Source organism: Streptomyces asiaticus, from assembly GCF_018138715.1.
GTDB lineage: Bacteria > Actinomycetota > Actinomycetes > Streptomycetales > Streptomycetaceae > Streptomyces > Streptomyces asiaticus.
In genome coordinates this window covers 3,269,882-3,289,297 of the sequence record NZ_JAGSHX010000006.1, presented here as the reverse complement: position 1 = coordinate 3,289,297, position 19,416 = coordinate 3,269,882, and the positions used below count along the sequence as shown (strand labels likewise).

The following is a 19,416-nucleotide window of genomic DNA, read 5'->3' as shown; positions in this document are numbered from 1 at the left end:
TTCTGGGACACCGTGCGCGCTGGTTGGGCGCCTCCATGCTCTCAGAGCCTGTGTCATATCCCCGGCCGGGCGTGCGACGCCTGGCACGCTCCCCCAGCTACCGCTGGGAGGTGCCCCCTGACGCCGCACGCTGATCCGGCCGGGGATATGACACAGGCTCTCACTCCATGAGCGGCGCGATTCCGCACTCCAGGGTCTTGTCCTGTCATCCGGACCATGCCTAGGGTCCTCCCCAGCAAGCGCTTACCCGAGGCGACGGCGAGGAGACCTCAGCCCATGGCCGCAGCAGCCACCGCCCGTATCCGTGCCGCAGTGGTCGGCACCGGAGGAATCGTCAGCGGCAGCCATCTGCCCGCACTGCGTGATCACGCCGACCGTGTCGACCTCGTCGCCGCCGTCGACGTGGCCGCGGACCGCCTTGACGCCTTCCGCGCCGCGGCGGCCGAGGGCGGCACCTTCGACGTCACCGGCTACTCCGATGTGGCCGCCATGCTGGAGGCCGAGCACCCCGATCTGGTCCTCATCGGCACCCCGCCCTCCCTGCACCGCGAGCAGACGGTGGCCGCCCTCGAGGCCGGCGCCTGGGTGCTGTGCGAGAAGCCGCTGTGCCTCACGCTCGCCGAGTACGACGAGATAGCCGGGGCCGAGAAGGAGGCGGGCGGCCCGTACGCCTCGGTGGTCTTCCAGCACCGCTACGGCTCGGGCGCCGTCCACGCCCGCGAGCTGCTGGCCGAGGGCGCCCTGGGACAGCCGCTGGTGGCCCACTGCCAGACCACCTGGCACCGCGACACCGCCTACTACGCGGTACCGTGGCGCGGCCGCTGGGAGACCGAGGGCGGCGGCCCCTCCATGGGCCACGGCATCCACCAGATGGATCTGCTGCTCCACCTCCTCGGCGACTGGACCGAGATCCGCGGCATGGCCGGACGGCTGGTCCACGCGGTGGAGAGCGAGGACGTCTCCACCGCGCTGGTGCGGTTCGAGAGCGGCGCCATGGCCACCGTCGTCAACAGCGTGCTCTCGCCCGACGAGGTCAGCCGGATCCGCATCGACTGCGCCGACGCCACCGTCGAGCTGACCCACCTCTACGGCCACCGCAACGACGACTGGGTCTACACCCCCGCTCCGCACGTCCGCGACGAGCCCGACCGGCAGCGCCGCTGGCGCACCCCGGCCGCCGATCTGCCCAGCTCCCACGGGGCCCAGCTGACCGGGCTGCTGGACGCGATGCGCGACGGCGTACGGCCGCCCGGCAGCGGACAGGACGCCCGCCGCACCCTCGAGTTCATCGCCGCGCTCTACAAGGCTGCCTTCACCGGGCGGCCCGTGCGCGCGGGCGAGATCGTGCCCGGGGACCCGTACTACGACGCCATGCACGGCGACCACCCCGCATGGGCGCCGAAGGCAGCGACCGCCACCACGAAGGAGAGCTGAGGCCGCCATGACCCAGCGCATCACCGTCACCCACACCCACGGCGAACGGATTTCGGTCGCCGCCGCCGGAGTCGAGCTGATGGCCTACGTCTACCGGCCCGACCCGGACGCCTTCGAGGCCCGTAAGCCCTACGCCCACCCGCTGCGCACCCTCGCCGGGAACCCGGTCTCCGGCTACCGTCCGAACGACCACCGCTGGCACAAGGGCCTCCAGATGACCTCCAGCCATCTGTCCGGCCAGAACTTCTGGGGCGGCAACTCCTACCTCGGCCCCGACCAGGGCTACCAGCGGGTCGAGGAGCGCGTCGGCTCGATGCGCCACGACGGCTTCGAGGAGTTCACCGTCGCCGACGACCGGCTGCGCTTCGTGGAGACCCTCACCTGGGTCGAGAACGGCGGCCAGGAGTGGGCGCGGGAGCGGCGCACCATCGAACTCCACTCGGTGGAGCCGGACGAGGGCACCTGGGCCCTGGACTGGTCCATCCACCTCACCAACGTCCGCGGCGAGGCCCTGCACTTCGGCTCCCCGACCACCGCGGGCCGGGAGATGGCCGGGTACACCGGGCTCAACTGGCGCGGCCCGCGCGACTTCACCGGCGGCGATGTCATCGGCCCGGACGGGCGCGGCGGCGACGGCGAGAAGGGCGCGTCGGACCTGATGGGCACCCCGGCCGCCGACGCCCCCTGGGTCGCCTTCATCGGTGAGCACGACGACGTGGACGGGCACTCCACGCTGCTGTTCGCCCACGCCCCGGAGAACGCCGAATCCATCCACGCCTCCCACTGGTTCGTGCGCTCCGAGCCGATTCCCTCGGTGGCCCCCTCCTGGGCGTTCTTCGAGGAGTTCGAGCTTCCGCCGGGTGAGTCCTTCGGCTACCGCTACCGGGTGGTGGTCGCGGACGGCGCCTGGGACCGGGCGCAGGCGGAGCACTACCTCAAGAACCACGGCTGGTGAGCGCGATGAACGCGATGTCCGCCCCGCTGCCGGGCGGTGTGGGGCTCTCCCACATCAGCGCGTACGAGTGGGAGGCCGCCGACGGGGTGTGCGGCGGCAGCCCCCATCTCCATCTCGCCTGCACCGAGGCGTATGTGGTCACCGCCGGACGCGGCGCCGTGCAGACCCTGACCCTCGCGGACGGCTTCACCGAGACCCCGCTGGAGCCGGGCTCGGTGGTGTGGTTCACCCCCGGCACCATCCACCGCATGGTGCAGGGCGGCGGCCTCAAGGTGACCGTGCTGATGCAGAACAGCGGGCTGCCGGAGGCCGGGGACGCCGTCTTCACCTTCCCGCCCGAGGTGCTCGCCGACCCCGAGCGCTACGCGGCCGCCGCCGCGCTGCCCGCCAAGGAGGGGCCGGAGGCCGACGCGGCCGCCCGGCGCCGCCGGGACCTCGCGATCGAGGGCTATCTGACGCTGCGGGCCGCCGCCGAGAAGGGCGACGACGCACCGCTGCGCGCCTTCCACGAGGCGGCGGCGCGGATCGTGGCGCCCAAGGTGAAGGAGTGGGAGCCGCGCTGGCGGGACGGGGCGCTGGCCGCAGCGCGGCGTACCGGTGAGCAGCTCACCGCGCTCGCCGCGGGCGACCCCGCGCACCTCGCCGAGGCGCGGGTCACCGCGACCGGGCCCAGCCGCCGGGGCGGCTACGGCATGTGCGGCCGCCGGGACGAGTACGAACTGCCCGGTGTCACGCTCCCGTACTACGGCGAATAGCCGTAGGCCATGTCCGGCGGACCTTCGCGGGCCCGCGACACCTGGCACGGCGCCCCCGGCTACCGCTGGGAGGTGCCCCGAAGGGGCGCGGGGCTGTATCGATATGCGGCTCCGCCGCGCGGGCGCGACCAGCCACGACGGCGCCGCGGCCGGCCGACGGCCCATTGCGACGCTTCCGGCGGAGCGCTTGGGCACCACCACGCACGCTCAACGAAATGATCATGGAAGGAGGTCGGCTCCGGTATGCGCGGAAACAGGACAACGACGTCCTGCGCCCTGGCCCTTGTGCTCACGCTCGCAGGGACCCTCACGGGCTGCGGCGGCGATGGCGGCGGCGGCTCGGGCGGCAAGGTCAGCCTGCGGTTCACCTGGTGGGGAAATCCCGACCGGGCCGCCCGCACCGAGGAGGCCGTCAAGCTCTTCGAGCAGCGCCACCCGGACATCGACATCGCGACGTCCTTCGCGGGCTTCGACACCTACAAGGCGAAGCTGGCCACCCAGGCGGCGGGCGGTGACGCCCCCGATGTGATGCAGCTGGACTACCGGCAGATCAACCAGTACGCGACCTCCGGCATCCTGCTGGACCTCGGCGAACACCCCGAGCTGCGCACCTCGGAGATCGACAAGGGGCTGCTGGCCACCGGGGTGGTCGACGGCAGGCAGTACGCGCTGCCGGTGGCCCGCGGCACCGAGACGGTGGCGTACGACGCCGCGCTGTGGCACAAGGCGGGCGTCCCCGAGCCCACCCTGACCTGGACCTGGAACGACTGGGCCGACGCCATGCGCAAGCTCTCGGCGTCCAAGGCGACACAGGGGCGGGTGGGCTCCACCGACCCGGGCCAGAGCGAGGACGTCTTCGAGATCTGGCTGCGGAGCCGGGGCAAGGCCCTCTACACCAAGGACGAGAAGCTCGGCTTCACCGCCGACGATCTGACCCGCTACTGGGAGTGGTGCACCAAGCTCCGCAAGGAAGGCGCGGTCGTGCCCGCCGAGCAGACCACCCAGATGGACGGAACGGTGGAGAACACCCCGCTGGGCCGGCTCAAGTCCGTATCCGACTTCAACTGGGACGCGCCCACCAGCGGCTACGCGCCCATCGTCGGCGAGGGGCTGAAGCTGGCGCCGCTGCCGGTGGGCGAGGACGGCACCCCCGGGCAGTACTTCAAACCGTCGATGTTCTTCGGCGCCTCGGCCGAGACCGCACACCCCAAGCAGGCGGCCCAGTTCATCGACTTCCTGCTCAACGACAAGAAGGCGGGCGCCATTCTCGGCGCCACCCGCGGCATCCCGGCCAACGACGCCATCCGGCAGGACGTACTGCCCAAGCTGGAGGGCTTCGACCAGGTCATCTCCACCTACCAGAAGCAGTTCGAGGGCAAGCTCAAGGACCCGCCGCCCGCGCCGCCGAAAGGGGACGCCTCCCTTCAGTCCACCTTCTCGCGCGACTACGACCAGGTCGCTTACGAGCGCATGTCGCCGCGTGAGGCGGCGGAGAACTACATCACCGAGGCGAAGGCGGAGCTGAGGCAATGACCGCGACCGCGACCCGCCCCCCGGACGCCGCGCCCCCCGCCACCGGCGGCAAGCGGGCGGCGAAACGCGAGCGGCAGGGGGCCGCCTGGGTGTTCCTGTCCCCATGGGTGCTCGGCGCCGCCGTGCTGACGCTGCTGCCCATGGCCGTGTCCCTGTATCTGTCGTTCACCGACTACGACATGTTCGACGCGCCCCGGTGGATCGGCTTCCGCAACTACACCCAGATGTTCACCGAGGACCCCCGCTACTGGCGGTCGGTCATCACCACCCTGACCTACGTCGTGATCGCGGTACCGCTCCAGCTGCTGCTGGCACTGGCCGTCGCGATCGCCCTGAAGTCGGTCAAGCGCGGCAAGGGCTTCTACCGCTCGGCGTTCTACGCCCCCTCGCTGCTCGGCGCGTCGATGTCCATCGCCCTGGTCTGGCGGGCGATCTTCAACGACGGCGGCTCGGTCGACAACCTGCTCTCGGGCATGGGCATCGACATCGGCGGCTGGATCAACAAACCGGGCTGGGCCATCCTGTCGGTCGCGCTGCTCACCATCTGGCAGTTCGGCGCCCCCATGGTGATCTTCCTGGCCGGGCTCCAGCAGATACCCGCCGAGCTCTACGAGGCGGCCGCGGTGGACGGGGCCTCCTGGTGGCGGCAGTTCCGCTCGATCACCATCCCGATGCTCTCCCCGGTGCTCTTCTTCAACCTGGTGCTCCAGATGATCCAGGCGTTCCAGGTCTTCACCCCCGCCTTCGCGGTCAGCGCGGGCAAGGGCGGACCCGCAGACTCCACGCTCGTCTACACGCTCTACCTCTACGACCGCGGCTTCACCGCCTCCCACATGGGCTACGCCTCCGCCATGGCGTGGGCGCTGCTGCTGGCCATCGGGGTCGTCACCGCGGTGCTCTTCCGCACCTCCCGGGCCTGGGTCTTCTACGCCAACGACAACAACGAGGGGGCCCGATGACCACCGCCCCGATCACCACCGCCCCGGCGGCGCGGCGGCGTCCCACCGGCCGGATCGTGCTGCACATCTGCCTGATCGCCATGCTGCTGGTGATGCTCTATCCGCTGGCCTGGCTGCTGGCCACCTCGTTCAAACCCGCCGACGAGGTCATCGCCAGCCTCAAGCTGCTGCCCAGCCACTTCGAATGGGGCAACTACTCCACCGCGCTGGACGGGGTCAACGAGGTCAGCGTCGGACGGCTGCTGTGGAACTCGCTGCTCATCGCGTGCGGCGCGGTGCTCGGCAACGTCATCAGCTGCTCGCTCGCCGCGTACGCCTTCGCGCGGCTGCGGTTCCGGATGCGCGGTCCGCTCTTCGCGTTCATGATCGCGACGATCATGCTGCCGCACCACGCCATCCTCATTCCGCAGTACATCATCTTCAACCAACTCGGCATGGTGAACACCTACTGGCCGATGATCCTGCCGAAGTTCCTCGCCACCGACGCCTTCTTCGTCTTCCTCATCGTGCAGTTCATGCGCGGACTGCCGCGTGAGCTGGAGGAGGCGGCGCGGATCGACGGCTGCGGGCCGTTCCGCTCGTTCTTCAGCGTCATCCTGCCGCTGACCCGGCCCGCCCTGATCACCACCGCGATCTTCACCTTCATCTGGACCTGGAACGACTTCTTCACCCAGCTCATCTACCTCTTCGAGCCGGAGAAGTTCACCCTGACCCTGGCCCTGCGGTCCTTCGTGGACGCCTCCAGCCAGTCGGCCTTCGGCCCGATGTTCGCGATGTCGGTCTTCGCGCTGCTGCCCATCGTGCTCTTCTTCCTCGCCTTCCAGCGGTTCCTGGTCGAGGGCATGGCGAGCTCCGGACTGAAGGGATGAGCATGGCCACCGCCACCAAACGCGAACCCGGTGAGCTGTTCGGCCCGCGCTTCGCGCTCTTCGCCGACGTCCTGGCCGTGGGCCTGGCCACCGCCGCCGCCTCGCTGCCCCTCCTCACCGCCCCGGCCGCGATGTCCACGGCCTGCGCCGTCCTGGACCGGCGGGTGCGCCAGGACACGCCCACCACGGCGGGCGGCTACCTCCGCGCGCTGCGGGACCGGCTGCGCACCGGCGATCTGCTGGCGGGGGCGGGGCTGCTGGCCGGCGGCGCCCTGCTGCTGTTCAACGCAGCTGCGGCGGGGGCGGGGCTGCCGGGCGCGGTGGTCTTCCGGCCCGTACTGCTGATCGCGGGCGGACTGCTCGCGGTCGTGCTGCTGCGGGCCTGCGCCCGCCCCGAGTCGGCCACGAGCTGGCGGGTGGCGCTGCGCTCGGCGGCGTACGACAGCGTGCGCGGGCCCCGGGCGAGCGGTGTGCTGCTGCTGGCCGTGGCCACCGCCGCCGTCTGCGCCTGGGCCTATCCGCCGCTCGCCTTCCTCGTCCCCGGCCCCCTCGCCCTGGCGGCCCGAGCCACGGAGCACCACCTATGACACCCCTGCCCCGCCGTCACCTGCTCGCCGGGACCGCCGCGGCGGGCGGACTGCTGGCCGTCGGCGCCCCGGGCGACGCCTCGGCCGAGGATCGGGCCTCGGCCGAGGGCCGGGGCCCGGCCGGGGGCCGGGTCGACAAACCGTTCCTGGCCCTGCTCACCGAGGCGGCCGACGCCCGGGTGGCCGAGGTGGTGGACGGGCTCGAGACGGTCCTGGGCCAGCTGAACAACCTCGGCCAGGCCCGCCCCGCCGCCCGTGGCCTGCGGCTGCTCACCTCCGTCCATGTGTGGGGCGACGCCGCCCACCACCACGACGGCGCGCTCATCGCGCCGATGACCCGGCTCGTGGACGCGCTGGCCGCCGCACAGTTCGACGACGGCCTCTACGACCAGGGCGCCGTCCACTCGCCCCCGGACACCGCCTTCTCGATCGTCGATCTGGGGCTGGTGTACGGCCTGCTGGACGCGGACGGCCACACCGGCACCCGGGCGATCCGCGCCACTCTGAAGAGGATCCTGCTCAAGGCGGGCAAGGGCCTTTCCACCGGCGGGGTGCACACCCCCAACCACCGCTGGAAGGTGTGCGCCGCGCTGGCCCGGATCAACTCCTTCTGGCCCGACGCCCGCTACACCCGCCGTATCGACGCCTGGCTGGCCGAGGGCGTCGACAGGTACGACAGCGGCCAGTACAGCGAGCGCAGCGCCACCTACGCGCCCATCGTCACCAACCCCTCGCTGCTGACCCTGGCCCGGCTCACCGAGCGCCCGGCCCTCCACGCGCACGTACGCCGCAACCTGGACGCCACCCTCCACCTCCTGGAGCCCGACGGGGAGGTGGAGACGGTGCACTCGCGCCGCCAGGACCAGAAGACGGTCAAGCATCTGTCCGAGTACTGGATGCAGTTCCGGGCCCTGGCGCTCCGGGAGCGGGACGGCCGGTTCGCGGACGTGGCCGCCACCATCCAGCGGCGCGGGGCGGACCAGACCTTCGACGAGACCCCGCTCGGGGACTTCCTCGCCGAGGTGCTGGACCATCCGGAGCTGGCCGCGCCGCTGCCCGATGCCACGGCGACTCCGACGGAGTTCACCTGGCACGACAAGGACTGCGGGCTGGTCCGGATCGCCAGGGGGAGGACGCGGACCACGATCTTCGGCGGCACCGACTTCCCCGACGTCCACGCGATCTCCTCGGGTCTGTCCACCAACCCGACGTTCTTCAAGTGGCGCAAGGGCACGGCCGTCCTCGACTCGCTCCGGCTGTCCCCGCAGTTCTTCTCGCTCGGCCACTTCCGGGCCGAGGACGTGGAGCGCACGGCGGACGGCTGGCGGCTGTGGGCCGAGGTGCGGGCCGGTTTCCACCTTCCGCTGCCGCCGCAGCACCGCCGCCCCGACGGGCGGTATCCGCTGACCGACGACGGCCGGTTCTGGTCCGCGATGGACTTTCCGCACCGCCCCAAGGAGTGGCGCACCCTGCGCACCGAGGTGCGGATCGCGGAGGCGGACGGCGGCTGGAACCTGGACCTCGAGATCGGCGAGTCCGCGGTCCCGCTCGCCCTCGAGCTGTGCTTCCGCGGCGGCGGAAAGCTGACCGGGGTCGACCCCGTGCCCGGTCAGAAGGACACGTATCAGCTGGTCAAGGGGTACGGGACCTATGCGTCCGGCGATGATGTGATCACCTTCGGGCCCGGCAACGGCAGCGGCCCGCGCCAGCCCGCCGTCGTGGACTCCGGCGAGCGCTACAGCTGGATGGGCGGTGATCTGACTCCGGCGGGGCAGCGGGTCCTGATCACCGGGCGTTCGCCGCTGCGCTACCGGCTGACCCTGCGTTGAAGCGCTGACCACCTCCGCCCCCTGTGTTCGGTCCTCTGTACAGGGATGGGGCGGGGCGGTTAGCGTGAACCTTAGAAAGCGCTTACTGTAACTCGTGAGGAGAAGAACCCACTTGAACCCTCCCCCCAGCTGAAGCAGGGGGATTCCTGGCTTAGGAAGCCCCGCAAGTCAGCGACCGACAAGGACTTACTCCCTCAGCGCCAGCCGGGACGGAACCTGCCCGGTTGCCCGAAAGCATGAGGTTGCGCTGGCTTGGTTCTCGCTCAGCACGTTGTGCGTGCTTGGTTCTCGCGACGCACGACACGCACCTTACCCGATCGTATGGGGGAATTTCGCCCCTAGAGGCGAATTCCCGTTCCTTGCCCCGCTCCGCAGGGGTTTCGATTCCTCCTCCGCCTGAAGGCGGGGGCATCTTCGAAGGAGACCAGGTGACACGCAAGACAGTGCGGATCGCCATGAACGGTGTGACCGGCCGGATGGGCTACCGCCAGCACCTCGTCCGCTCTCTCCTCGCCCTTCGTGAACAGGGCGGCCTGGACCTCGGCGACGGCACCGTGCTGTGGCCCGAGCCGCTGCTCGTCGGCCGCCGGGAGCACGCGCTCAAGGAGATCGCCGAGCACCACGGCCTCGACCCGGTCGCGGACGTCTCAACCGACCTGGACGCCGTGCTCGCGGACGACGGCGTCGACATCTACTTCGACGCGCAGGTCACCGCCGCCCGCGAGGAGGCCATAAGGAAGGCCATCGCGGCGGGCAAGCACATCTACACCGAGAAGCCGACCGCCACTGGTCTGGAGGGCGCCCTGGAGCTGGCCCGGCTCGCCGAGGCGGCGGGCGTCAAGCACGGGGTGGTCCAGGACAAGATCTTCCTGCCGGGGCTGCTGAAGCTGAAGCGCCTCATCGACGGCGGCTTCTTCGGCAGAATCCTTTCCGTACGCGGGGAGTTCGGCTACTGGGTCTTCGAGGGCGACTGGCAGGCCGCCCAGCGGCCCTCCTGGAACTACCGCGCCGAGGACGGCGGCGGCATCGTCTCCGACATGTTCCCGCACTGGGAGTATGTGCTGCACGAGCTGTTCGGCCCCGTGCGCACCGTCCAGGCGCAGGCCGCCACCCACATCCCGACCCGCTGGGACGAGCGCGGCAAGCCGTACGAGGCCACCGCCGACGACTCGGCCTACGGCGTCTTCCAGCTCGAGGGCGGTGTCATCGCCCAGATCAACTCCTCCTGGGCGGTCCGGGTGAACCGCGACGAGCTGGTGGAGTTCCAGGTGGACGGCACCGAGGGCTCCGCCGTCGCGGGCCTGCGCAACTGCCGCGTCCAGCACCGCTCGCACACCCCCAAGCCGGTCTGGAACCCCGATCTGCCCGCCACCGAGGCGTTCCGCGACCAGTGGCAGCAGGTGCCGGACAACGAGGAGTTCGACAATGGCTTCAAGGCGCAGTGGGAGCTCTTCCTGCGCCATGTCGCGCTCGACGAGCCCTGGCGCTGGGACCTGCTGGCCGGCGCGCGCGGCGTCCAGCTCGCCGAGCTGGGCCTGAAGTCGTCGGCGGAGGGCCGCCGGCTGGACGTACCGGAGCTGAGCCTGTGACCCTCCACCGCCTGGACGTACCGGAGCCGAGCCTGTGACCATCCACCTTCCCGCGCCGGGCGGTACGACCCGCCCCTACGAACCCCGCACCGAGCCGCTGTCGCCGGCCCCCGGGGCCCCCTTCACCTCCCGCGTCGTCTTCTCGGCCGCCCATGTCGTGGCCGACCCGTACGCCGATGTGACCCCCGACGGCCCGGCCGCCGTGGACTGGGACGCCACCCTGGCCTTCCGCCGCCACCTGTGGTCCCACGGACTGGGCGTGGCCGAGGCCATGGACACCGCCCAGCGCGGTATGGGCCTGGACTGGGCGGGCGCCGCCGAGCTGATCCGCCGCTCGGCGGCCGAGGCGAAGGCGGTCGGCGGCCGGATCGCCTGCGGCGTCGGCACCGACCAGCTGTCCGCCACCGAGATCGGCTATCCGTACGGCCTGGACGAGGTCCGGGCGGCGTACGAGGAGCAGCTGGCCGTCTGCGAGGAGTCCGGCGCCCAGGCCATCCTGATGGCCTCGCGCGCCCTGTGCGCCGTGGCCAAGGGCCCCGAGGACTACCTCGAGGTCTACGGCCATCTGCTGCGCCAGTCCGCCGAGCCGGTGATCCTGCACTGGCTCGGCCCGATGTTCGACCCGGCCCTGGAGGGCTACTGGGGCAGCACCGACCTGGACGCCGCCACCCGTACCTTCCTCGACGTCATCGCCGCCCACCCCGACAAGGTCGACGGCATCAAGGTCTCGCTGCTGGACGCCCAGCGCGAGATCGACCTGCGGCGCAAGCTGCCGGACGGGGTGCGCTGCTACACGGGCGACGACTTCAACTACCCCGAGCTGATCGCGGGCGACGACCGGGGCTTCAGCCACGCCCTGCTCGGCATCTTCGACCCGCTGGGCCCGCTGGCGGCGGAGGCCGTGCGCAGGCTGGACACCGGCGATGTGGCCGCCTTCCGCGCCCTTCTGGACCCGACGGTGGAACTCTCCCGCCACCTCTTCCAGACCCCGACCCGCTACTACAAGACGGGCGTGGTGCTGCTGGCCTGGCTGGCGGGCCACCAGTCGCACTTCACCATGGTCGGCGGCCTCCAGTCGGCCCGTTCGCTGCCGCATCTGGCGCGGGCGTACGAACTGGCGGACGGGCTGGGCCTGTTCCCGGACCCGGTGCTGGCGGAATCGCGTATGAAACACCTGCTGTCCGTGTACGGAGTGGCCCGATGAGCGCCTTGTCCCGGCTGAGCCTCAACCAGGAAACGATCAAGCAGTGGTCGCTGCCCGAGCTGGCGGAGGGCTGCGTCAAGGCGGGCGTCCCGGGCGTGGGCCTGTGGCGCGAACCGGTCCAGAAGTACGGCGTGGCGGCGGCCGCCGAGCTGGTGCGGAACGCGGGCCTGAGCGTCACCAGCCTGTGCCGGGGCGGCTTCTTCACCGCGAGCGAGCCCGAGGCGCGCGCCACGGCCCTGGCCGACAACCGCCGGGCCATCGACGAGGCCGCCACCCTGGGCACCGACACCCTGGTCCTGGTCTCCGGCGGTCTCCCGCCCGGCAGCCGCGACCTCTTCGCCGCCCGCGAGCGCATCGCCGACGCGCTGGGAGAGCTCGCCCCGTACGCCGCCGACCACGGCGTCCGCCTGGCCATCGAGCCCCTGCACCCCATGTACGCGTCCGACCGCTGCGTGGTCTCCACCCTCGCCCAGGCCCTCGATCTGGCCGAGCGCTTCCCGGCGGAGCAGGTGGGCGTGGTCGTGGACACGTACCACCTGTGGTGGGACGACACCGTGGCGGCCCAGATCGCCCGCGCGGGCGCGAGCGGCCGCATCGCCGCCTTCCAACTCGCCGACTGGGTCACGCCACTCCCCGAAGGCGTCCTGCTGGGCCGGGGCCAACTCGGCGACGGCTCGGTGGACTTCCGCTGGTTCCGCGAGCAGGTCGACGCGACGGGCTACACCGGCCCGATCGAGGTGGAGATCTTCAATCCGGACCTGTGGGCCCGGGACGGCGCGGAGGTCCTGGCGGAGGTCGCCGACCGGTACCGGAGGCTGGTGCTTTGACTTCCGCTCCCCGGCCTAAGGTCGGGGATTCCTGCCACGGTCGGCTGACCGTCTCGGTGGGTTCCTGCTTCACCGCGCTGGGCCGGTACGAGTACCGGTCTTACCTGCGCTCGACAGGCTGACACCGCCAGTCAGGCGGCCTTGGCGACGTTGACCGCCGCGTTGATGTCCCGGTCGAGGACGGCTCCGCAGGCCCGGCATTCCCACACTCGGATGTGCAGGGGCTTGGGGCCGTCCTTGACGCCGCACCGCGAGCAGACCTGGGAGGTCGGCTCGAACCGTCCGATGCGGTGGAAGCCGCGGCCGAACTTCGCGGCCTTGTACGCCAGCATCGTCACGAACGCGGACCATCCAGCATCGTGCACGGACTTGGCCAGGCGCGTACGGGCGAGCCCCTTCACCGCCAGGTCTTCCACCGCGACCGCTTGGTTATCGCGGATCAGCCGGGTGGAGAGCTGGTGGTGGAACTCGCGCCGTGCGTCGGCCACCTGCGCGTGAGCGCGGGCGACCTTGATGCGGGCCTTGTTCCGGTTGTTCGAGCCCTTCGCCTTGCGGCTGAGGGCCTGCTGTGCGCGCTTGAGCTTCTTCTCGGCCCGGCGCAGGAAGCGAGGAGCGTCGATCTTCGTGCCGTCGGACAAGACGGCGAAATGCCCCAGCCCCAGGTCGATGCCGACGGCCCTGTCGCTCTCGGCCGAGGTGACGGGCTCGGTCTCCACAACGAAGCTCGCGAAGTACCTTCCGGCAGCGTCCTTGATCACGGTCACCGTGGAGGGGACCGAGGGAAGGCCGCGGGACCACTTCACCCGCACGTCCCCGATCTTCGGCAAGGACAGGTCCCCGCCGGCGGTGATCTTCCATCGGGCGTTCGCGGTGAAGCGAACGCCCTGCCGGTTGTCCTTGCGGGACTTGAACCGGGGCGCGCCCATGCGCGGGCGCTTGCCCTTCAGCCCGTCGAAGAAGTTCCGGTACGCGGCGTCCAGGTCCCTGCCGGGAGGGGCCCCGTCGTGCATTAGTTGCGCGCCTCACTCACACAGGAAGTCTCCACGAGGGGCCCCCGGGGCGTTTCGTACCAGAGGCGATGCTCTTCGTCCGAGACCGTCAGGCCGAAGCGATCCCATTTCGGCATATCGTGATCAACGAACCACCCCCACCAGCCCTCGACCGTGTCCCAGATGCCGTGCTCGCCTGTCTCGCGGAACTGCGTCTGTTCGCCGACGAAGATGCCCTCAGCCCACGCCCCGTCAGGCATCACCAGGCGACGCATGGTGTGCCCCTCGTCGTCAGTGCCGTACTGGAGCACCACCCCGGGCAGCGCGGACGCCAGCAGGAAGGTGAAGTGGTAGCTGTCGAAGGCCGTGACCGGTACGCGGGATTCCCCGTGTGCGTCTACCGGTCCTGATGCAGGCGGCGGGGGAGGGGGCGGCGCCGCCGTACGCGCCGCCATGAAGGACCCGCCGCCCGTCTGGAAGCGCCCCTCCAGGTTCCCGTCCGGCATGCGATCGAGGACGGCCAGACCCCCGCTCAGCGGCGGGAAGAGGTTCGCGACGAGTCGTCCCCCGGGTGCGACCGTGGACCTCAATGTCTCGGTGATCCGGGGGAGGGCACACGTAATGATCACCTTGTCGAACGACTCCGGCGGCCAGGTCCAGTCCCTCACGTCCACGGTGAGCACGTTCGGTGTGATGCCGATGGCCTCCAGGTTGAGCAGGGCTTCGGACGTCACATCCGGGTCGATGTCCGCCGTCACGAGCTGGTCATCACTCTCCAGGCGGTGCGCGATGAGGGCGGTTTGGTAGCCGGTGCCGGTGCCCCCATCAAGGACCCGGTCTCCAGGCTGTACGTCAAGGGCTTCCAGCATCCGGGCCGTGAGGCTCGGCTGTGTGCTGGACGACGTGGGGACGCCGGTGAGCAGCCCATCCGCGGACTTCGCGGTCTCCGGGGCGAAGCGGGTGACGAGTGTGGCGTTGGTGTAGATGGGGTTGAGCCAGTCTCCGCCGTCCGCGGCGTCGAGTGGCTTCCATCGAGTCGGCACGCCCCCCTGATTCTGAAAATAGCGTGGGACGAAGACATGCCGGGGCACTTCCTCGAACGCCTGCTTCCAGTGAGGGGAGACGAGGTCGTCCGAGCCCTCCAGGATGCTTGCCAGATTCTCAGCGAGCGGTTTCCAGTTCACCGGCGACACCAGTTCTCCAGGGTTTGAGCGATCGACGCGGCTAAGGGGTTTTCCGGACTGTTGTCGGCGGTGCTTCATCCGGCATCACTCTCAGATCGAGAAAGCCGCGTAGCCTCCTCGTAGGCGCGTAGCAGCCGCTCCCCGGTCTCACATCTGGCGCCGGGTGTGCGGCAGGCCTGGCACCCCGCGGCGTGGTCGATGGCCGCGCGCCACGCCTCGTTGGCGAACGGGTCCTTGGTCTGCTCGACGTGCGTCATCGGGCCCGCCCCTTGTGCTGGTCCGTGGCCGCGCTGGTGAGGGTCCGCGGGCGGCGGCCGCTCCTCGGGTAGCCGGTGGCGTGCGTGGGGCAGGCGTAGGTGACCTTGCCGACGTCGCTCCCCGTGTCCTCCACGTCGACCGGGATGGGCTCGTCGGTGGGCAGCTTGCAGTGGTAGCAGAGTTGGCGTCCCTCGGGCCTGCGTCCGTACTCGGCCCGGTCGGCCTCGGCCAGCGCCTCCCACAGGCACCAGGCGTCGGTGAGGCAGTGGTCGGCCGAGAGGGGCACGCGCCAGTGGGTGCGGGGCCCCTTCGTCCAAGAGGCGGGCGGTACGCCGAGGTAGGTGCTCTCGTCGGTCAGCTCGGTGAGGACGCGGACTTGCCGCAGGTGCCGGCTCGTTGCGGTGCCGACGGAGACGAGCCAGTAGAGAGGGCCGTGCTTGTCCTGGATGACGGCGCCGGTCTCGTCACCGAGCAGTTGCAGGGCGCGTTCGCCGATGGTCGGGGCTGCGCGCACGGCGTCCCACCATCTGCCTGCGGGTAATGCCTCGATGTCCTGACTGTTCGGCGGTGTCCAGGGCAGCGCTGGCTGTGGATCAGCGATCACGACACGGCTCCTCGTGGCCGATTTGTATCCGTGTCGTGACGCTAAGTGTGGTGACGGGGGTCACTCAATGGCACTTCCAGCGGGCCGCCGACGGAAGTGCCATTGAGCGTTACAGCGGCAGACTGACCGCGTCCGCCAGCGTCCGCATCTCCGGCGTCAACGTCCGCCGCTTCTCCACCACATCGCCGAGGATGTCGCGCGCGTATCGCTGACTGGCCAGCCACTCCGGCGCGGTGGCGTGCACGCTGGTCAGTACGTCTACAGCCTCCGGGTACTGCCGCATCATGGTGTGAGCCTTCGCGACGTCCAGCCGGTGCCGGTGGTACTCGGTGCTCAGCGCCAGACCGCCGGACCTCCTAGCCGTGGCCCGGCCGGACCGCTTCGGCTTGGCCGCGCGGAGCACCTTGTCCGGCTCGTCCAGCACGATGTGCCTCTCGCACGCCTTATAACGCACAGTGGTCGGGCCCCAGGTCGTCAGGCGCTCAGTGCCGCGGGGCAACTCACGCCCCAGCAGGACGGAGACTGACTGGGCGAGGCACATCATGTCGTCCGCCTCCCCCCGTCGGTTGTCGCGCAGAGCGGCGGCTGAAGACTGCATCAGCAGCCAGCCCCACGCCGCCAACTCCTCCGGCGTCGCCCGGGACACTCGCGGCTCCACATCGTCCGCCCACTTGGTGGCCATTTCCCGGGACGCTGCCAACTTGCCTTGCCGGACGAGGAGCCAGCTCCAGGTAGCGATGATCCCCGCCGCGCGCAGCCGGTCCGGTGCGTCATCCAGGGCGCGGCGCAGCGCGGTCTCCGCGGCACCGTACTGGCGGACCTGGGTCAGCACCGATCCGGCGATCTGTAGCAGATGGGAGCGCACGTCCCGGGCCTCAGCGGAGTCACCGAGCGCGTCGGCATCCGCCAGAAGCGGGGCAAGGAGCCCGGTCAACTCACCGAGCCGGTTGTCGAAGTAGGCCGAGCGCACCTCGGTGAGCATCGCACGCACGCCCTCCACCGTCGGGGCCTCGCCTGTGCGGACCGGCGCGACCTGAACGGCCTGCCCCAGCGGGCGCCAGGGCTCGGCGGCCTCGCCGGCGGGCTCCTCGTCGTCGCGCTCCAGGAGGTAACTCGTGGGGATGCGCAGTGTGGAGGCCAGCGTGTGGGCGGTCTCCATGCGCGTGTCGGTGATCTCTCCCTGTTCCAGCTTCCGGATCAGCGAGAGCGATACGCCTGATGCTGTGGCCAGTTCCCTCTGCGTCAGACCGCGCCGCTTGCGGATCTTGCGGAGGCTGGAGCCAATGCCTGTGTCTTCGTGCATACTGAACTCCGTTCTGAACTCGACACTCAGACGGTACTCCCGGCCCGAACGGGATTGCAGCGATCGGCCCCTGACCACCGGGTTGGGGGCCTTCGTGATGGTGCGTTCGCTTTGGCCGGGCAAGCACTTGAGACAGGGGCACGGTACCGGTCAGGCCGGATCATCGAGCGTGCCCGTGCGGTCCGGCGGTCCTACACTTCGACGACTCCGCTCAGGGTTGTCCGCGAGTTCGACGACCGACTGCGAGGCATCTACCTGTGATCACGAAAGGAGCGGCCCATGCGCCTCGGCATCACCGGCCACCGCGGTCTTCCCCCGGAGACGGAGCGATTGGTCCGCCGGGCCCTTCGTGACGAACTTGCGCGCTACGGTCCTGACCTGATCGGGGTCTCGTGCATCGCCGACGGCCCGGACGCCTGGTTCGCCGAGCTGGTGCTGGAGGCTGGTGGTCGCCTTGAAGTGGTGGTCCCTGCGGAGAAGTACCGCGAGGGCCTGCCGGAGGAGCACCACCCGACCTATGACCGTCTCATCCAGCGGGCCGCCGACATCCACCGCACGGGCATGGCGGAGTCGGACTCCCAGGCGCACATGGCCGGAAGCGAGATCCTGGTGGGTCTGGTGGACGAGTTGGTCGCTGTGTGGGACGGGCAGCCGGCCCGCGGATACGGCGGCACGGCCGATGTCGTGGCCTACGCCGAGCGCACCGGTGTCCGGTCTCGGGTGATCTGGCCGGAGGGGGCTACCCGGGACTGACCGAGAGCGTGGCTGGTGGCGGCGTGCGAGGCGGCCGGATCAGGGCTGGGTGGGGACGGAGGTCGAGGTCGCGGGCGGGGAGGTTGGGGAGGGCTTGGACGTGGGCGAGCCGTGCGTCGACGGGACCGAGGTGGCCGGAGGGGAGGTGCGGGGGTCCCGTGCGGGTGGTGTCGGATGCGGGCGTTCCGGGGAGCCGGACAGCAGCAGGAAGGCGACGGCCGCCGCTGCCGCCACCGTCACGGCGACGGCGGACACGACCCGCCGGATCCGGCGCGTGCCCCAGGCCGGGCCGGTGGGAGGCCGGTACGGGGACAGATCGTGGGCGTCGATGAGCCGCGCACGGGCGTCGAGCGCGGCGCGCAGCCGTTCCTCGGTGGGGGAGGGAGTGCTCATCGGGCCGCCTCCAGCAGCTTCTCCAGGGTGACGAGCGCACGGCTCGCGGTCGACTTCACGGTGCCTCGGGAGACGCCCAGCGCCTCGGCTATCTGGGCCTCAGTCAGCTCCGACCAGTAGCGCAGCACCAGCACCTCGCGCTGGCGCGGGGTGAGTTCCGCGAGCGCGTCGAGCACCTGCCGGTGCTCCTCGGCGAGCAGCAGCGGCTCGTCCACCGGTGCCCCCGGCCCCTGGTACGGCGGGGTGTACGCGCGTGCCGTACGCCGTCGGCGCAGCACCGAGCGGGCGGCGTTGACCACGGCGGTGTGCAGATAGGCGTGGGCGTCCTGGAGGCTGTCCAGCTTTGAGCCGTGGCGGCGGCAGACGGCGGCGAAGGCGTCCTGGACGACATCCTCGGCGGTGTGCAGGTCGTCCACCAGGAAGACCGCCAGCCGGATCATGTCCAGCCGCCGGGCCCGGTACAGGTCGTCCAGCGTGGGGCCGGGCTCCCCGTCGCCCCGGCCGCCCACCGACCGCAGCGCCCGTAGCCGCCGCCCGGCGCGCGGTGTCTCCACCGGCGGTGTCGAGGCGGTCGTCCGGGCACGGCGGAGCAGCCGGGCCCACCAGGGCAGGACAAGAGTGAGCTGCATCGTCCTCGTTCACCTCATCGGTGCGGCGGGACCGGCTCCGGATCCGGCCCCGCCCCACCCGTGGTCGGGCTAGCGGCTGGTCGTGGTGGGCGGCTTCGTGGGCTCGGGCTTGCTGGTGGGGGGCTTGGTGGGCTCGGGCTTGCTCGTGGGGGGCTTGGTGGGCTCGGGCTTGCCGGTGGGCGGCTTGGTGGGCTCGGGCTTGCTGGCGGGCGGCTCGGTGGGCTCGGGCTTGCTCGTGGGGGGCTTGGTCGGCTCGGGCACGCTGGTCGGCGGCTTCGTGGGCTCCGGCTTGCTGGTGGGCGGCTTGGTGGGCTCCGGCTTCGAGGTCGCCGACGGGGCCGGCTTGGCCGGGCGGGAGTGGTCGGAGGTGGCCGCCTGGGCGGCGATGCCCCCGCCCACGATCAGGGCGACTCCGGCGGCCGACCCCACGATCCAGGGGCGCAGACGGCGGTTCGGCTTCTTGGCGCGGACGTGCTGCATACGGAACGACTCCCGAAAGGATTGAGCGAACGCTGAAGGGTGAGGCGTGCGCCGAGGATCCAAGGACCACGAGGACCTGAGGACCCGTTCCGGAACCCGCCTTCACCCCACCAGACGTGCGGCCCCACCCGAGGTTGTCGCGCCCCGGAAAAATCTTTCGCCGATCGCCGTGCAACCGTTCCGGCCCTTGGCGGGTCGTACCTGGCATCGGGCTTCCGGGGGGGGATCCGGGGGGATTCGAGAGGAAGCCCTGGGAGGGGAAAACGAGGGGCCCGGACCACG

18 protein-coding genes and 1 pseudogene are annotated in these 19,416 nt (G+C 70.9%); 12 read left to right on the top strand and 7 right to left on the bottom strand.

Annotated elements, in window-relative coordinates; all coding sequences use genetic code 11:
• Positions 1–276: 276 nt before the first annotated feature.
• From KHP12_RS21155 to KHP12_RS21105, 11 genes are all read left to right on the top strand, one after another.
• Complete coding sequence (locus KHP12_RS21155; RefSeq protein WP_086880970.1) at positions 277–1,434, top strand: Gfo/Idh/MocA family protein; 1,158 nt, start codon at positions 277–279, stop codon at positions 1,432–1,434.
• Positions 1,435–1,441: 7 nt separating this feature from the next.
• The gene (locus KHP12_RS21150; protein WP_086880971.1) at positions 1,442–2,389 is read left to right on the top strand and encodes a DUF6807 domain-containing protein; all 948 of its coding nucleotides are present in this window, start codon (positions 1,442–1,444) and stop codon (positions 2,387–2,389) included.
• Positions 2,390–2,394: 5 nt separating this feature from the next.
• Positions 2,395–3,144, top strand: coding sequence for a cupin domain-containing protein (locus KHP12_RS21145; RefSeq protein WP_086880972.1), 750 nt, complete (start codon positions 2,395–2,397; stop codon positions 3,142–3,144).
• 243 nt (positions 3,145–3,387) lie between these two features.
• A complete protein-coding gene (locus KHP12_RS21140) occupies positions 3,388–4,677 on the top strand; it encodes an ABC transporter substrate-binding protein (RefSeq protein ID WP_086880973.1) in 1,290 nt (429 codons plus the stop codon).
• Positions 4,674–5,636: a carbohydrate ABC transporter permease gene (locus tag KHP12_RS21135; RefSeq protein WP_086880974.1), complete on the top strand. Its 963-nt coding sequence runs from the start codon at positions 4,674–4,676 to the stop codon at positions 5,634–5,636. The genes KHP12_RS21140 and KHP12_RS21135 overlap by 4 nt, the downstream gene beginning before the upstream one ends.
• Positions 5,633–6,505, top strand: a complete 873-nt coding sequence (locus KHP12_RS21130; RefSeq protein WP_210609313.1) for a carbohydrate ABC transporter permease — start codon at positions 5,633–5,635, stop codon at positions 6,503–6,505. Before KHP12_RS21135 ends, KHP12_RS21130 begins: the two co-directional genes overlap by 4 nt.
• A 2-nt stretch (positions 6,506–6,507) precedes the next feature.
• Positions 6,508–7,092, top strand: a complete 585-nt coding sequence (locus KHP12_RS21125) for a hypothetical protein (RefSeq protein ID WP_210609311.1) — start codon at positions 6,508–6,510, stop codon at positions 7,090–7,092.
• Positions 7,089–8,921 carry a hypothetical protein gene (locus tag KHP12_RS21120; RefSeq protein WP_086882409.1) on the top strand — a complete coding sequence of 611 codons (1,833 nt, stop codon included), beginning with the start codon at positions 7,089–7,091 and terminating at the stop codon, positions 8,919–8,921. Before KHP12_RS21125 ends, KHP12_RS21120 begins: the two co-directional genes overlap by 4 nt.
• Positions 8,922–9,349: 428 nt before the next feature.
• Entirely contained in the window at positions 9,350–10,510 is a 1,161-nt protein-coding gene (locus tag KHP12_RS21115) for a Gfo/Idh/MocA family protein (RefSeq protein ID WP_086882410.1), read from the top strand.
• Between the two features lie 34 nt (positions 10,511–10,544).
• Positions 10,545–11,714 carry a dihydrodipicolinate synthase family protein gene (locus KHP12_RS21110; protein WP_086882411.1) on the top strand — a complete coding sequence of 390 codons (1,170 nt, stop codon included), beginning with the start codon at positions 10,545–10,547 and terminating at the stop codon, positions 11,712–11,714.
• Positions 11,711–12,541 carry a sugar phosphate isomerase/epimerase family protein gene (locus tag KHP12_RS21105; protein WP_211833460.1) on the top strand — a complete coding sequence of 277 codons (831 nt, stop codon included), beginning with the start codon at positions 11,711–11,713 and terminating at the stop codon, positions 12,539–12,541. The genes KHP12_RS21110 and KHP12_RS21105 overlap by 4 nt, the downstream gene beginning before the upstream one ends.
• A gap of 17 nt (positions 12,542–12,558) precedes the next feature.
• Here the strand turns inward: KHP12_RS21105 and KHP12_RS21100 are convergent.
• From KHP12_RS21100 to KHP12_RS21085, 4 genes and pseudogenes are all read right to left on the bottom strand, one after another.
• Positions 12,559–13,527: pseudogene (locus KHP12_RS21100) on the bottom strand (RNA-guided endonuclease InsQ/TnpB family protein); the annotation flags it as partial.
• Positions 13,528–13,550: 23 nt separating this feature from the next.
• On the bottom strand, positions 13,551–14,792 hold the full coding sequence (locus KHP12_RS21095; protein WP_211833458.1) for a methyltransferase domain-containing protein: 1,242 nt from the start codon (positions 14,790–14,792) through the stop codon (positions 13,551–13,553).
• A 175-nt stretch (positions 14,793–14,967) separates the two neighbouring features.
• Positions 14,968–15,576: a hypothetical protein gene (locus tag KHP12_RS21090; RefSeq protein ID WP_211833457.1), complete on the bottom strand. Its 609-nt coding sequence runs from the start codon at positions 15,574–15,576 to the stop codon at positions 14,968–14,970.
• A 109-nt stretch (positions 15,577–15,685) separates the two neighbouring features.
• Positions 15,686–16,879 (bottom strand): helix-turn-helix domain-containing protein, encoded by a 1,194-nt coding sequence (locus KHP12_RS21085; RefSeq protein ID WP_211833455.1) that lies wholly within the window; start codon positions 16,877–16,879, stop codon positions 15,686–15,688.
• Between the two features lie 279 nt (positions 16,880–17,158).
• On the opposite strand from KHP12_RS21085, the gene KHP12_RS21080 reads away from it, so the two are divergent.
• A complete protein-coding gene (locus tag KHP12_RS21080) occupies positions 17,159–17,632 on the top strand; it encodes a hypothetical protein (protein ID WP_211833452.1) in 474 nt (157 codons plus the stop codon).
• A gap of 39 nt (positions 17,633–17,671) precedes the next feature.
• Here the strand turns inward: KHP12_RS21080 and KHP12_RS21075 are convergent, their stop codons facing one another.
• The 3 genes from KHP12_RS21075 to KHP12_RS21065 form a co-directional block, all read right to left on the bottom strand.
• Positions 17,672–18,025 carry a hypothetical protein gene (locus KHP12_RS21075; protein WP_211833450.1) on the bottom strand — a complete coding sequence of 118 codons (354 nt, stop codon included), beginning with the start codon at positions 18,023–18,025 and terminating at the stop codon, positions 17,672–17,674.
• On the bottom strand, positions 18,022–18,654 hold the full coding sequence (locus tag KHP12_RS21070; RefSeq protein WP_037955125.1) for a SigE family RNA polymerase sigma factor: 633 nt from the start codon (positions 18,652–18,654) through the stop codon (positions 18,022–18,024). The genes KHP12_RS21075 and KHP12_RS21070 overlap by 4 nt, the downstream gene beginning before the upstream one ends.
• Before the next feature lie 69 nt (positions 18,655–18,723).
• Positions 18,724–19,134, bottom strand: a complete 411-nt coding sequence (locus KHP12_RS21065) for a hypothetical protein (protein WP_210609305.1) — start codon at positions 19,132–19,134, stop codon at positions 18,724–18,726.
• Between the last annotated feature and the right edge of the window lie 282 nt (positions 19,135–19,416).

What these genes read in the sequence shown, in the direction of transcription:
- KHP12_RS21155 (WP_086880970.1), top strand. Translation starts at nt 277, where the DNA reads ATGGCCGCAGCAGCCACCGCCCGTATCCGTGCCGCAGTGGTCGGCACC.
- KHP12_RS21150 (WP_086880971.1), top strand. Translation starts at nt 1,442, where the DNA reads ATGACCCAGCGCATCACCGTCACCCACACCCACGGCGAACGGATTTCG.
- KHP12_RS21145 (WP_086880972.1), top strand. Translation starts at nt 2,395, where the DNA reads ATGAACGCGATGTCCGCCCCGCTGCCGGGCGGTGTGGGGCTCTCCCAC.
- KHP12_RS21140 (WP_086880973.1), top strand. Translation starts at nt 3,388, where the DNA reads ATGCGCGGAAACAGGACAACGACGTCCTGCGCCCTGGCCCTTGTGCTC.
- KHP12_RS21135 (WP_086880974.1), top strand. Translation starts at nt 4,674, where the DNA reads ATGACCGCGACCGCGACCCGCCCCCCGGACGCCGCGCCCCCCGCCACC.
- KHP12_RS21130 (WP_210609313.1), top strand. Translation starts at nt 5,633, where the DNA reads ATGACCACCGCCCCGATCACCACCGCCCCGGCGGCGCGGCGGCGTCCC.
- KHP12_RS21125 (WP_210609311.1), top strand. Translation starts at nt 6,508, where the DNA reads ATGGCCACCGCCACCAAACGCGAACCCGGTGAGCTGTTCGGCCCGCGC.
- KHP12_RS21120 (WP_086882409.1), top strand. Translation starts at nt 7,089, where the DNA reads ATGACACCCCTGCCCCGCCGTCACCTGCTCGCCGGGACCGCCGCGGCG.
- KHP12_RS21105 (WP_211833460.1), top strand. Translation starts at nt 11,711, where the DNA reads ATGAGCGCCTTGTCCCGGCTGAGCCTCAACCAGGAAACGATCAAGCAG.
- KHP12_RS21095 (WP_211833458.1), bottom strand. Translation starts at nt 14,792, where the DNA reads ATGAAGCACCGCCGACAACAGTCCGGAAAACCCCTTAGCCGCGTCGAT.
- KHP12_RS21085 (WP_211833455.1), bottom strand. Translation starts at nt 16,879, where the DNA reads ATGCACGAAGACACAGGCATTGGCTCCAGCCTCCGCAAGATCCGCAAG.
- KHP12_RS21080 (WP_211833452.1), top strand. Translation starts at nt 17,159, where the DNA reads ATGCGCCTCGGCATCACCGGCCACCGCGGTCTTCCCCCGGAGACGGAG.
- KHP12_RS21075 (WP_211833450.1), bottom strand. Translation starts at nt 18,025, where the DNA reads ATGAGCACTCCCTCCCCCACCGAGGAACGGCTGCGCGCCGCGCTCGAC.
- KHP12_RS21070 (WP_037955125.1), bottom strand. Translation starts at nt 18,654, where the DNA reads ATGCAGCTCACTCTTGTCCTGCCCTGGTGGGCCCGGCTGCTCCGCCGT.
- KHP12_RS21065 (WP_210609305.1), bottom strand. Translation starts at nt 19,134, where the DNA reads ATGCAGCACGTCCGCGCCAAGAAGCCGAACCGCCGTCTGCGCCCCTGG.